The following is a 13,128-nucleotide window of genomic DNA, read 5'->3' as shown; positions in this document are numbered from 1 at the left end:
CCGGCGTTGTAGGCCGGCCAGTTTTTTACCCGGTACTGCCCCTTGGGTTCCTGCCGCTGTTGTTCGTCCTTGCGCATCGTTTCAGGCAAAAGACCAGAATCTACGGGAGTTCGTCCAAAGTTAACAGCCCTGCGGCACCAGTTGTTGCGCGTAAACGTCAGCCCTGGTTGCTGCAGGATTTATGCAACAACGCCGGTTTTGGCGGACATGTGTCAGTTGCCGGACTAAGCTTTGATGCCCGTCAGCGACAAGATGATTCCCACAAGCGCCAAGACAAGGAGAGCAATTGTGGGAAGCAATGACATCATGAAACCAATTGCCCGTTTTGACGGGTCGCGGACATAGGCGCGCCAGTACAAATGTCGGCCAATCACATAGACGATACCCAATCCGGCAGCCCAAGTGGTAGGCCAATATTGAGCGGCTAGAAATAGCGCGGGCAGAAAGGCAATGAGGAGTTCCAATGTGTTCATTTGGACTCGATACATGCGTTCAAAGCCCTCGTGACCTGTGACCGCCGGTGCCTTAAGACCGGACTGGCTGCGAGCGCGCCCCGTCATTGCACCGAAAAGAAGAAATTGAAGCACCGCTATGACTGCGACCAACTCCACATATTGCATTGCATCTCCTGACGATAGCGTTGTGAATCAATTTATAGATCCAGAATGACAGGTTTTGGCCGGTTGATGACCAAAGACTTCTCTATATCCCACCCAGGTAGGCGGTAAGCAAGCCATCCGAGCTATCGATACCCAAGATGTCCATAATATTTTCCATCTCCATACCGAAATGCTCACGCCCTTCAGTATCCTCTCCTTCTAGCAGTACCAGCGCCTTTTGAAATTCAGTCAACACCCACAACTTGCTGGGGTGCGCCTCGATATCGCAGAGCAAGCGGTCCAAAAGGCCGTTCAGTACGTTCGACAATCTGGCCTTTTCGGCGGTCGTATTAATGCCTGGTAGATTGTCAAGTTTTTCAGCACCTCGAAATGCTATCAACTCTTCAAGAATCGAACTATCTATAAAAAGTGGTTCATCGATAACTTCGGAAAGTGGGTCGTAGTCCATATGCGGTTGTGGTTTAATGTTTAATGTTTAATGTTTAATGTTTAATGTTTAATGTGTAGTTGTTTTGAGCGTCTGCTGCTGGCCGAATGCCGCCGCCATAATCAGGATAACATCTTGCTTGCGTGCAAAGTTCACGATTTGTCACGTTCATGCAGAAGCGCCGCGTAGCCGACATTGCTGAACAGCTCGGCCGTCCAATCGGCGAACGCCCGCATCGTCGGAGAGAGAAAGCGGTGGTGGGGGTAAAGCAGTGATACCGGCACAGGTGCCGGCCGCCTGTCGGCCAGTACCTCGACCAATTCTCCGGCCCGCAATTGGTCCGCCACCAGAATCTCAGCCAACTGCATCAGACCGCGTCCGTCGAGGCCCAGCTTGATGTACAGCCCAGTCTCGTTAACTGCCACCGTGCCAGGAACCGGAACAGTGACGCTCTCTCCATCCTCGGCAAAATGCAGCTCACTTCCCCGCCGCGTCGTGCTGGAAAAGTAGTGGACCGCCCTGTGTAGTGGCAAATCCTCCAGCCCCTTGGGAATACCCTTTTCTTCCAAATAGGACGGCGCCGCGCAGGTGACCCAACGCAACTCCCCCAAACGGCGCGCGACGAGCGTTGAGTCCTGGAGGCTGCCGGTGCGGATGACGCAATCGACGCCTTCCTGGATCAAGTCCACTTGACGATCATTTACGCCGATCATTAGGTAGATATCGGGGTAGCGCCGCTGAAAATGCTCCAACTGTGGCAGGATCAAGGCATTTGCTATGCCACCCGGCATATCCACACGCAGCCGCCCTTGCGGACGCTCTGCAGAGCCGTGTAGGCTGGATTCCGTGTCGTCAATCAGGTCGAGTATCTCGCGGCAGCGGTAGAAGTACCGCTCGCCTTCCGGCGTCAAGCTAAGGGTTCTGGTGGAACGGTTCAGCAGGCGTATCTGCAAATGTTTTTCGAGCCTTTTGATGATGCCTGTGACTGATGACGCCGGTAAGCCCAGGGTCTCTGCTGCGCGTACAAAACTCCTGCTGTCGACCACGCGAAGAAATACCTGCATTGCTTGTACGCGATCCATGTGTTGTCCTGATAGCGATAGAGAAAACGGCACTATAACCCAACATTGTTCGCATTTTCTGCATGGTGAAAACCTCCAGGGCTACTTTTTCTGCGTCGCTGCACTCGCTAGAGTGCAGGTATCAAACCTACAGGAGAAATCGACAATGTCCGATCAAGACCGCCAACTGCTGGTGCCGCTAACGATGAACCAAGCAGATCCTGACGCTATGTCTCACAATATTCTCGTGCTCGGTGCCGGGGAACTCGGCCTACCGGTGCTGCGCAGTCTTGCGCAACGCGCGAAGGACATCGACGGTGTGAAGATCAGCGTGCTGCTTCGCGCAAGCGCCGTTGTGTCCAGTTCGCCAGGCAAGCAACATGATATCGCCGAGATCCGAGGTCTTGGGATCGAGATCGTAATAGGCGATCTTGTGAAGAGCTCCATCGATGAGCTCGTCGCAGTATTCGGGCAATATGACACAGTCATCGGTTGCGCGGGCTATGCGGCGGGCATCGACACGCCAATGAAGTTGGCGCGGGCTGCCCTGCTGGCGCGAATCCCGAGGTACTTCCCATGGCAGTTCGGCGTCGATTTTGACTTGATCGGTCGCGGCAGTCCGCAGGACATCTTCGACGCCCAGTTGGACGTGCGCGAGTTGCTGCGTGGCCAGCATCAGACTGAGTGGGTCATCATCTCGACCGGCATGTTCATGAGCTACCTGTTTGAGCCGGAATTCGGTGTCGTCGATCTTAAAGAAAACGCAGTTCACGCCCTTGGCAGCCTCGACACCGCTGTGACGCTGACGACTCCGGATGATATCGGCGCGCTGACTGCCGAGATCGTGTTCGCTCAACCCCGTATCCGGAACGAGATCGTGTATCTAGCAGGCGACACCGTGACGTATGGGGAGGTCGCCGACAAGCTGCAAGCGGCACTTGGCCACCCCTTCAGCCGTTCGGAGTGGAGCGAGGAGTTTTTGCTGGGCGAGTTGGCCCGCGACCCGCACAATATGATGCGCAAGTATCGTGCAGCCTTTGCTCAGGGACGGGGGGTTGCTTGGGATAAGAGTGGCACGTTCAATAGCCATCGCGCCCTGCCGGTTACCGACGTGGCATCGTGGATCAATGCGAACCTAATTTCTGGCCGTAACGAGTAAACGTCATCCAGAGGGCTTAGGCAGCGGTATCAACGACAGTTCTTCCAACTTCGCAATTCGGCTATAGTCAGCGTTCAAATAACATTTCTCATTGAAATGACGTCCGAATTTCAGCAATATTCAGAACAATTTCTTTCGCCACCGATTCGCTACGCCGAGTCATCATCATGGATACGCCATCTGGTCCCGCACAAGCCAACTTCGGCCCTTCCGATTCATACTGGCAGGAAATTCCCATACCATCTTTTTTTGATCCTTGCTGTTCCTTGGGTAAGAGTCTGCGAACTGACAAGGAATTTCTGTCCAAAGTGGCCTGGACTGGAAACCCAATAATTGCGCGCGGACCAGGCTTCCCATCGTCTATGCCATCCATACGTCGGGCAGCTGCGGTTGATCCCGCCATCATGCCAAATCCATCCGCAAGAAGATATATTTCAGCTTGCTGACTCGCACCATCGTACAGAGATGAACCGGTGCCCCATGTGCCGATCAGGTAATCTGGCAAAACATCAGCGGCGCTGGCTGCCAGTGGCGCCGAGCTACTTAACAACAATAAACTTAACCATGTGAAACGCATTGAATTTCCTATTAATTTATCGCAATTGAAACGCCCAACTGCGAACGTACTGTTGGGTCGCCGACGCAGCTGGCCGCCGCCTCGCTGCCGGCCTTGAAGCATTTGCTCGCGGCGTCCAAACACTGTTGATCGTGGTCCTTGATCATGGCGTAGATCTTCTCGATCTGTCCGCCCGAGGCCTTGTTGGTGCGCATGGTTTCGTCTTCGCTTTGCGGCTCGACCAACACCAGACCCTTCACCTCCTCGGGATAGCGATAGGCGAACACCTGCACATTGCTGCCCCCCAGCGAATTGCCGACCAACAGATATGGCGGTTTAATGCCGGCCACCGACAATGCTTTGTGCAAATCCTCGACCGCGTTCCCCGACGTGTTCGGGCGCGGCGCCGGATCGCTGAAACCGAAGCCGGCGCGGTCATAGATGCAGGAGCGCGCATGCTTGGCCACCTCGGGCTGCACCTTGAACCAAGCCCATCCGCCATCGCCCGAAGGGCCGTCGAATATGACCGTGGTGGCGCCGGCGCCGCTGCAGTACAGATTGATCTTGCGGCCGCCGATGTCGACGCGTTGGTGTGGTTTGGCGAACGCGACGGCGCTGGAGAGTCCCGCGCCTGCGGCATCAGCCAACAGCGGCGTGCAGACGGCGAAACCGAGCAAGGTCTTGCCGATTTTGGTCTTGAGCATTGCTAGCCTTTGCATCAACGTTGGCAGGGGCCGGGGTGCGCCCTGCGAAGCAGTATATTAGGATAATTTTGATTATTTAGCATCAACCAAGTAACAACCGAGGCGGCTCGACGGAGCGCTTGGCCGCACGCCTCGACCTTGTTCGGCACGGCCTTCGATAGTAATATCGTCGCTGCCTCGATCAAGGCGCTGCCGAGCGCCGTCAAGCGCCCGATCGGACAGCGGCTGTCGACGCCACCGCATCAACACCGCACCGGCCAGCCATCGCCAAGCCGCATATCAATAGGTGCTCCACCAGGGCGCCATTTTCACCATCCCCACACCCAACGCCATGAACAATTTCGCTCTCTCGGCCACTGTCGCCGCCACCTTCCTGCTGGCGCACGCCAGCGCCGGCGCGGCGCCGCCGGTCGGCCAGAACGCCCTGGCCGGCCCCCAGGTCAAGGTCGACGTCGGCGGCCGCAAACTCAATCTGTACTGCAGCGGCAAGGGCAGCCCCACGGTGCTGTTCGAAGCCGACGGCGGCCGCGCCGCTTGGGACTGGTCGGCGGTGCTGCCGGAAGTGGCCAAGCGTACGCGCGCCTGCGTCTACGACCGCGCCGGCCTGGGTTCCAGCGATCCGATCACGCGGGCGTCGACGGTCGCCAACGCCAGCAAGGACTTGCACTTCCTGCTCAAAAACGCGCGCATGGACGCGCCCTTCGTGCTGGTCGGTGCGGGCTACGGCGCCATGGTGGCGCAGCACTTCGCGCTGCGCTCGCGCGGCGCCGTCGGCGGCCTGGTGCTGGTCGAGCCCATGCACGAGGACGCGCTGCCGGTGGACCGCGTCGCCAAGTTGGATGCGGCGCTGGCCTGCCTGGCTGCGGCGGAACAGGGCAACAGCGACGCCGCCTGCGCCTACCCCGCCACCGCCATCAATGGCGACATCGGCACCGCGCTGGCGGCGGCGCAGGCGGCGCAAGTGGCCACGCCGTCCTATTGGCGCGCCCGTGCATCCGAGCTGGACAACTTGGAGACCAGCGCAAGCCAGCTGCGCGCAGCGCGCAAGCCTTTCGGCGACTTGCCGCTGGCCGAAATGCGGCACGGCGAGCCGGCCGCTATCGTCGCCGCGGTGATGCAAATACTGGATCGGCAAAGCAGCAAGTAAACACGAAATGGTCGCCGCCCCCATCTACAGGATCGCGACCTGCAAGCCATATCCCACCTGCTGTTGAGCGCCAGAATGCAAGACCAACAAGCTTGCAAACAGCGGAAGAACAGGCCTGTTGCGCGCAATCTACACTGCCGAGAAATGCATCCATTTCCGCATGGCAATGCCATATACTCGTCCCACCACAGGCCGGCGTTCGCCATGCCACTCGGGAGACACAAATGCCACAACCAACCTATTCAAGCTCGGACGGCTACGTCAGCGAGCAGTTTTTCACGATGTATTTCGATGTGGCGCTCGACGCCGCCAATCCGCCGCCGACCAGCGCGTTCAACATGCAGATCAACGGCACCGGCACCAGCGTGACCGGCGTCACGGTGGACAGCGCCGCCAAGACCGTCGTCCTGACCTTCAGCGCCAACGCGCTCACCGCCGGCGACATCATCGAGTTCTCCTACCAGGACCCGACCGGCGGCAACGACGTCAGCGCGGTCCAGGGCACGGACGGCACCGACGCGGCCACCTTCAGTTCCAGCACCATCGTGTTCGGCGGGCGGCCCGGCCCGGCCGCGCCGCCGATCCCGGCCGTCGACAGCGGCAGCGACAGCGGCACGCTGGGCGACGGCATCACCAACGACACCACGCCGATGCTGACCGGCACGGCCGGCGCCGGCAACACCGTCAAGCTGTACGACACCGACGGCACCACGCTGCTGGGCACCACCACCGCCGACGGCTCCGGCAACTGGAGCATCACCAGCACCGCGTTGACCTCGGGCAGCCACACGCTGAAGGTGACGCAAACCGACAGCGGCGCCATCACCTCGGCGCTGAGCGGCGGACTGACGCTGAGCATCGACACCTCGGCCGCCGCGCCCACCGCGCTGGCCCTGGCCGCCGGCAGCGACAGCGGCACGCTGGGCGACGGCATCACCAACGACGGCACGCCGACCGTGACCGGCCTGGCCGAGGCCAACGCCGCCGTGCGCCTGTACGACACCGACGGCACCACGCTGTTGGGCAGCACCACCGCCGACGGCTCCGGCAACTGGAGCATCACCAGCTCGTCGCTGGTCGGCGGCGCGCACACGCTGACGGCCGCGCAGACCGACCCGGCCGGCAACGTCTCGAGCGCCTCCGCCGGCTTCGCCTACACGCTCGACACGATCGGACCGGTCGGCATGGCGCTGAGCACCAGCTCGGTGCTGATGTCGGCCGCCACCAACGGCGCCACCGTGGCCACGCTGTCGTCCACCGACATCACCGCCGTGCAATACGGCTTCGCCGTCGGCAACGGCAGCATCGACGCCGACAACGCCAAGTTCACCGTCGACGGCGACTCCTTGGTGGCGGCGCAGAGCCTCGCCGCCGGCACCTACCACATCTACATGAAGGCCACCGACGCGGCCGGCAACGACGCCTTCCAGATCTTCACCGTCACCGTGGTCGACGCGCCCGGTGTCGACAGCATCGTGCGCGCCGCCGCCGCCTCGGCCAGCGTGCCCACCGCCGCCACCTCGGTCGTCTACACGGTCACCTTCAGCCAAACGGTGACCGGCGTCGACAGCGCCGACTTCACGCTCACCGCCAGCGGCAGCGCGGCCGGCAGCATCGCCTCGGTCGTCGCCGTCAGCGGCACCACCTACACCGTCACCGTCAACGCCATCAGCGGCGACGGCACCCTGCGGCTGGACCTGAACGGTAGCGCCACCGGCATCCAGAACGGCTCGTCGGTCGACATCGTCGGCGGCTACGCGGCGGGCCAGACCTTCACGCTGGACCACACGGCGGCCGCCGCGCCGTCCACCCCGGCGATGACCGCCGGCACCGACAGCGGCGGCTCCAGCAGCGACGCCATCACCAGCAACACCACGCCGGAGTTCACCGGCACCGCCGAGGCCAATGCCACCGTCAAGCTGTACGACACCGACGGCACCACGCTGCTGGGCACCACCACCGCCGACGGTTCCGGCAACTGGAGCATCACCAGCAGCACGCTGTCGGCCGGCAGCCACACGCTGAGCGCCAAGCAGACCGACGCCGCCGGCAACGTCTCGACCGCCAGCGGCGGCCTGGCCGTCAGCATCGACACCGGCGCCGCCGCGCCGGCCGCGCCGGCGCTGGCCAGCGCCAGCGACAGCGGCACGCTGGGCGACGGCGTCACCAACCACGCCACGCCGACCATCAACGGCACGGCCGAGGCCAACGCCACCGTCACGCTGTACGACAGCGACGGCACCACCGTGCTGGGCACGGCCACGGCCAACGGCGCCGGCGTCTGGAGCATCGTTTCGAGCACGCTGTCCGACGGCAGCCACACGCTGAGCGTCAAGCAGACCGACCCGGCCGGCAACGTCTCGGCCGCCAGCGCCGCGCTGGCGCTGACCATCGACACGGCGGCGCCGGAGGCGCCGGGCGCGCCGCTGCTGGCCAGCGCCAGCGACAGCGGCACCCTGGGCGACAACAGCACCAACGTCGCCGCGCCGACCGTCACCGGCACGGCCGCCGCCAACGCCACCGTCAAGCTGTACGACACCGACGGCACCACGCTGCTGGGCACCGCCACCGCCGACGGCGCCGGCAACTGGAGCATCGCCAGCAGCGCGCTGTCGCTCGGCGCGCACACGCTGACGGCCAAGCAGACCGACCTGGCCGGCAACAGCTCGCCGGCCGGCGCGTCGCTGGCCCTGACGATCGTGTCGCCGCCGGCCACCACGCCGCCGACCACCACGGTCGACGGCGTGGCCGTCACGCAGCAGCCGGTCGCCCTGCCGGGCGGCGGCAGCGGCACGCAGACCACGATTCCCATCGTCACGGACACGCGCAGCGACTCCAGCGGCAGCGCCGGCGTCGCCGATATTCCGCTGGTCACCTCCGGCGCCAACAACCTGCTGCTGGCGCAGGTCACGCAGGGCTTCGGCCTGAGCGCCAGCGGCGGCGCCAGCCAACCGGCCGGCGACTCGGTCGAGCACCTGATCCAATCCATCCTGGCGGCCACGCCGGACCACCCGGCCAGCGACCAGGGCCACCTGACCGGCAACGGCGTGACCTTCCTGAACCAGCTGGCCGCCAGCGTGCCACTGCTGGTCGAGACCATCGTGCCGACCAGCGGCGCCAGCGCGCCCAGCGGCGCGCTGACGCTAACCGGCACCAGCAGCGCCAACCAGCACACCGCCTTGGTCATCGACGCCAGCAATCTACCCGTTGGCAGCCAATTGGTGCTCAACGCGGTCGACTTCGCCGCCGTCATCGGCGCGGTCAACGTGACCGGCAACACCCTCGGCCAGATCCTGACCGGCGATGCCGCCAACCAGCATTTCACCGTATCGTCCGGCGCCGGCGGCGCCGTCTTCTCGGGCGGCGGCGGCGACACGCTGCTGTTCACCTCGCCGCAGGCCCAGGCCGGTGGCGCGCGCCAGGCCTTGCCCGCCGCCGCGCCGGCGGGCAGCACCATCCTGCACGGCGGCCAGGGCAGCGACACCGCCTCCTTCAACGGCGCCAGCTCCAGCTACGACGTGGAAGCCCACGAGGGCTATCTGCTGGTCACCGCCAAGGCGCAGCCGACGCAGCACGCGCTGGTGATCAACGCGGAGTACCTGGCATTCTCCGACCTCACCACGGCGGTTGAGAACAGCGCGCAACTGGGCACGATCGCCGGCCTGTACCAGAACGTGCTGGGCCGCCAGGCCGACTACCAGGGCATGGACTTCTGGGGCAGCGCGGCAAAGAACGGTGCCAGCCTGGGCAAGATCGCGCTGGAGTTCATCAGCTCGGTGGAATCGCGCAACCTGCATGCGACACAGTTCAACGGCGCCAGCGCGCACGACATCGAGTTGCTGTACCAGGGCATCTTCAGCCGCCACAGCGACGCCGACGGCCTGGCGTTCTGGACCGACCAGATGGCGCACGGCGCCACCTTGGAGCAGGTCGCCCAGTATTTCCTGACGTCGGATGAAATGAGCGTCCACAAAATCGCCGTGCAAAACTGGGACTTCCTGGTGCCGACCTGAGGGACGGGCGCGCGATAGGCACCCTGGCGCTGATGCGGATCGACGCCAGCTAAGGCGTCGTCGAGGTGGGCATGGTGATGATCTCGCCCGAATCGCGCGTGAGCGAATACATCGCGGCGGCCGTCGGCGCGCCGCGCAGCGCCACCCGCTTGGCGAGGATGCCCTCGAAGCGCGCGCCGACCGCCTCCGCCACGCGGCGGCTGGCGAGGTTGTGCTCGGCAATGACGATTTCGATGCGGTCCAGCCCCAGCACGTCCAGCCCGAAGTCGGCCATCATCGGCACCGCGCGCCGGGCCACGCCCTGGTTCTGCCACGCCGCCCGGACCCAGAATCCCAGATTGGCGAAATTATGCTGGCGGTTGATGTGGTTGATGCCGATGCTGCCGATATACGCGCCGTCGTCCTCGGCGAAGATGCCCATGCTGTAGGCCGTCCGCGCCGCCAACTCGGCAACGCAGACCTGTACCCACTGCTCGGCCTCGGCCAGGCCGAAGCGCTCGTCGCACCAGGGCATCCACAGGCCCAGGGTGTCGAGCGACTCGACGGCGGCCTGCGCCAGCGCGCCGGCGTCGGCCAGAACCAGGGGGCGGATGCAAAGTCCGTTCGCGACCAAATTGTTCATCGTTGACCTCGTATTCAAGTGCCGCAGGGGCGGCTGTCGTCCTGCTCAGCCATTCTGTTTGCCTAACATTTTCTTGAAGAAGGACGCAATCGACCCCGGCGCCCTCCTGTATTCGCTCAGCTCGAGATGGAACTCCTCGAACGCATCGAGACGTTGACCGAACATGCGCGCCGACACGTCGAACACCAGCTCCTCGCCGCCGACCTCCTCGTCGACCTCCTCGATGGCGCAGGCGTCGAGCACGCGCCGCTCCTCCGCCAGGGGCTCGCCCTCGTTGGCGATGATGCCGTCGTCGCTGGCGCCGGCGGCGCTGCGCCGCAGCTTGCCGGCCGCGTACAGGCTGTAGCCCCACAGGTTGACCACGCTGTGCAGCACCAGGGCCAGCACCTCGCCGTCCGGATACAGTCCCAGCAAGGCCGGCTTGAATTCAGCGAACGGCGCGTCGCCGCCGCCGATCCTGCGGCGCGACGCGGCCTCGAACAGCTGGCAGGCCAGCTGGGTCTCGCAGACGATCGCGCCGTCCGGGTAGGCGCCGATGTACAGCGCCCCCTTGCGCGGATACAGCGCGGCGTCCAGCGTGGCCGGCCCGACGTATTCATAGCCGGACAGGCCGAGGCGCAGGCGCAGCTGCTCGGCGCGCTGCGTCTCGTGGCGCGGCCGCGTGCCGAAGTAGCCCGGCACGGCCGTGGCGAACACCGCAAACGCTTTCCATCCCATCTGCCCACCTCCCCTGTTTGGACTACCTAGCCAACGCAACGCCGGCGATTCAGCCCACCGCCTTGGCAAAGTACTTCGGCGACTCGACGAAGCCCTGCCGTTGGTAAAACCGATGCGCGCCCGAACGGCGCGAATGGCAATGCACCTCGATCCGGTCGCAGCCGCGCTCCTCCGCCAACGCTGCCGCCGCCCGCTCGAGCGCCTCGCCGATGCCCTGGCCGCGTTTATCCTCGGCCACACAGAAATAGCTGATGCGGCAAAAATCCCCCGCCAGCGCGATCTGCGGCACGAAATGCAGCGAGATGAATCCGGCCACCCCGTCGCCGCCGGCGGCCACCAACAGCCGCGCGTCGGGATGGACGATTTGCGCGGCGATTTGCGCCGCAATGAATTCCTCGCAGCCGGGATAGCCGAGCGAGGCCAACAGGCCCGCGATCGCCTCGGCGTCGGCAACAGTCACTTCTCGAATCTGCATAACATCCCGGTTCGACGGCTTGCGCAGCCGCTCCTTCATCATAGTTTGGCGTCCCAACAGTCCGCATCCGCCAGACTCTAGCAGAACATTGTCTTTTCGGCAAACCTGCGCCGCACCGGCAGGAGCCGGCGGCCAGCCGGTGCCGGCTTTAGATGAAATTCACTTTGGCGGGATAGACTCCTGTTGCCACGCGGTGTGGCCTGCGGCACGGAACCACCTTTTGCGAACGAGGGAAAATTTGCAACGATCAGTCATCGTCATCGGCGCCGGCATCGCCGGCCTGAGCGCCGCCCACCACCTGAGCCGCCACGGCTGCCAGGTCACGCTGCTGGAGGCGGCCGGGCGGGTTGGCGGCCGCATGAGCACCGACCTGCGCGATGGCTATCGCATCGACCGGGGCGCGCAGTTCCTCTCCACCGGCTACGTCGAGATCCAGGCGCTGATCGCACGCATGGGCATGGCCGGCCAGCTGAGCACCTGCGCCCAATGGGGCGGCACGGCGCGCGCCGGCAAGGTGCGCCGGGTCAGCCCGGAAAAACCGTGGAGCGTGGCCAGCAGCGGCCTGTTGGGCTGGGGCGCGCTGCTGCGCCTGGGCCTGGCCGGCGCCCTCGACGCGCGCCGCTGCGCCCACCTGCCGCTCAACGACTACGCCGCCTGGCAGCAGTGGGACGACCAGGGCACGGCCACCTGGGCCAGCGAGCGCTTCGGCGCCGACGCGCTCGAGCATATCTTCGAGCCGATGCTGGCGGGCTTCTTCTTCCAGTCGCCCGAGGCGGCCTCGCGCGCGCTGGCGCTGCTGACCTGGAGCTATGGTGCGCGCCGCCTTAAAACGGCGGCGCTGGAGGGCGGCATGGGCAGCCTGGGCGAGGCGCTGGCGGCCCGGCTGGACGTGCGCCTGGCGACACCGGCGCTGGGCCTGTCGCACGACGCCAGCGGGGTGCGCGTCGACACACCGCACGGCGAACTGTGCGCCGACCACGTGATCCTCGCCACCACCGCCTCGGCCGCCGCCGCGCTGTACCACCCCGACTGCGTGCTGACCCGGACGCTGCTGGCGACGCGCTACAGTTCGACCATCAACATCGGCATCGCCCTGCCCGGCGGCATCCGTGGCAGCGCCGTGCCGGACGACATCTACGGCCTGCTGATCCCACGCCGCGAACGCAAGGTGGTCGCGGCGGTCGGCATCGAGTCGCGCAAGTCGTCCAGCCTGGTGCCGCAGGGCGAGCTGCTCAACGTCATGCTCGACGGCCAGGCCGGCGCGCGCCTGCTCGACCAGGGCGACGCGGCCGTGCTGAACGAGGTGTTCCCCGAGCTGGAACGCTACTTTCCCGGCGTGCGCAAGAACACCGCCTTCGCCCACTTCTGCCGCTGGCGCGAGGCCGAGCCCTGCTCGGCGGTGGGACGGGCGCGCGCCATCGCCGCCTACCGCGCGGCGCTGAAGCCCGACCAAAGGGTGCTGCTGGCGGGGGACTACATGAGTGCGCCGACCACGGAGGGGGCGGCGTTCAGCGGAAAATGGGCCGCAGCCCATCTGTTGGCGAACACCTGAGGGGCGAGCGTGCCGCGCCAGTCGCCGTACTGGCACGGCCGGCTTGCCGCTCATCATCCGCGCGCCCCAGCCGCG

At 64.6% G+C, this 13,128-nt stretch carries 12 protein-coding genes; 4 read left to right on the top strand and 8 right to left on the bottom strand.

Features of this window, described 5'->3' with window-relative positions:
• Positions 1 to 224: 224 nt before the first annotated feature.
• From BM252_RS16100 to BM252_RS16090, 3 genes are all read right to left on the bottom strand, one after another.
• Entirely contained in the window at positions 225 to 620 is a 396-nt protein-coding gene (locus BM252_RS16100; RefSeq protein ID WP_093388675.1) for an MAPEG family protein, read from the bottom strand.
• Positions 621 to 702: 82 nt separating this feature from the next.
• The gene (locus BM252_RS16095; protein WP_093388674.1) at positions 703 to 1,068 is read right to left on the bottom strand and encodes a DUF4844 domain-containing protein; all 366 of its coding nucleotides are present in this window, start codon (positions 1,066 to 1,068) and stop codon (positions 703 to 705) included.
• Between the two features lie 131 nt (positions 1,069 to 1,199).
• A complete protein-coding gene (locus tag BM252_RS16090) occupies positions 1,200 to 2,129 on the bottom strand; it encodes a LysR family transcriptional regulator (protein ID WP_093388673.1) in 930 nt (309 codons plus the stop codon).
• A 184-nt stretch (positions 2,130 to 2,313) separates the two neighbouring features.
• On the opposite strand from BM252_RS16090, the gene BM252_RS16085 reads away from it, so the two are divergent.
• Complete coding sequence (locus BM252_RS16085; RefSeq protein ID WP_093388693.1) at positions 2,314 to 3,267, top strand: aromatic alcohol reductase; 954 nt, start codon at positions 2,314 to 2,316, stop codon at positions 3,265 to 3,267.
• Positions 3,268 to 3,355: 88 nt separating this feature from the next.
• Here the strand turns inward: BM252_RS16085 and BM252_RS30190 are convergent, their stop codons facing one another.
• Positions 3,356 to 3,844, bottom strand: a complete 489-nt coding sequence (locus tag BM252_RS30190; protein WP_139236531.1) for a hypothetical protein — start codon at positions 3,842 to 3,844, stop codon at positions 3,356 to 3,358.
• A gap of 11 nt (positions 3,845 to 3,855) precedes the next feature.
• Positions 3,856 to 4,527, bottom strand: coding sequence for an alpha/beta fold hydrolase (locus tag BM252_RS16080; protein WP_174900552.1), 672 nt, complete (start codon positions 4,525 to 4,527; stop codon positions 3,856 to 3,858).
• Positions 4,528 to 4,858: 331 nt separating this feature from the next.
• On the opposite strand from BM252_RS16080, the gene BM252_RS16075 reads away from it, so the two are divergent.
• Entirely contained in the window at positions 4,859 to 5,674 is an 816-nt protein-coding gene (locus BM252_RS16075) for an alpha/beta fold hydrolase (protein ID WP_093388692.1), read from the top strand.
• Between the two features lie 224 nt (positions 5,675 to 5,898).
• Positions 5,899 to 9,687, top strand: a complete 3,789-nt coding sequence (locus tag BM252_RS30185; protein WP_139236529.1) for an Ig-like domain-containing protein — start codon at positions 5,899 to 5,901, stop codon at positions 9,685 to 9,687.
• 49 nt (positions 9,688 to 9,736) lie between these two features.
• On the opposite strand, the gene BM252_RS16050 is transcribed toward BM252_RS30185, so the two are convergent.
• Genes BM252_RS16050 through BM252_RS16040 form a run of 3 tightly spaced genes read right to left on the bottom strand, consistent with a single transcriptional unit; the run spans position 9,737 to position 11,543 of the window.
• Positions 9,737 to 10,309 (bottom strand): GNAT family N-acetyltransferase, encoded by a 573-nt coding sequence (locus tag BM252_RS16050; protein ID WP_093388671.1) that lies wholly within the window; start codon positions 10,307 to 10,309, stop codon positions 9,737 to 9,739.
• 45 nt (positions 10,310 to 10,354) lie between these two features.
• Positions 10,355 to 11,026 (bottom strand): DUF6928 family protein, encoded by a 672-nt coding sequence (locus BM252_RS16045; protein WP_139236527.1) that lies wholly within the window; start codon positions 11,024 to 11,026, stop codon positions 10,355 to 10,357.
• Positions 11,027 to 11,075: 49 nt separating this feature from the next.
• Positions 11,076 to 11,543: a GNAT family N-acetyltransferase gene (locus BM252_RS16040; RefSeq protein WP_245774284.1), complete on the bottom strand. Its 468-nt coding sequence runs from the start codon at positions 11,541 to 11,543 to the stop codon at positions 11,076 to 11,078.
• A 196-nt stretch (positions 11,544 to 11,739) separates the two neighbouring features.
• Between BM252_RS16040 and BM252_RS16035 the strand changes: the two genes are divergently transcribed.
• Complete coding sequence (locus BM252_RS16035; protein ID WP_217429918.1) at positions 11,740 to 13,053, top strand: protoporphyrinogen/coproporphyrinogen oxidase; 1,314 nt, start codon at positions 11,740 to 11,742, stop codon at positions 13,051 to 13,053.
• The last annotated feature ends 75 nt before the right edge of the window (positions 13,054 to 13,128 follow it).

It is taken from the genome of Rugamonas rubra (assembly GCF_900114705.1).
Classification (GTDB): domain Bacteria; phylum Pseudomonadota; class Gammaproteobacteria; order Burkholderiales; family Burkholderiaceae_D; genus Rugamonas; species Rugamonas rubra.
The sequence above is the reverse complement of the archived record's forward strand: the minus strand, read 5'-3'. Positions and strand labels throughout refer to the sequence as shown.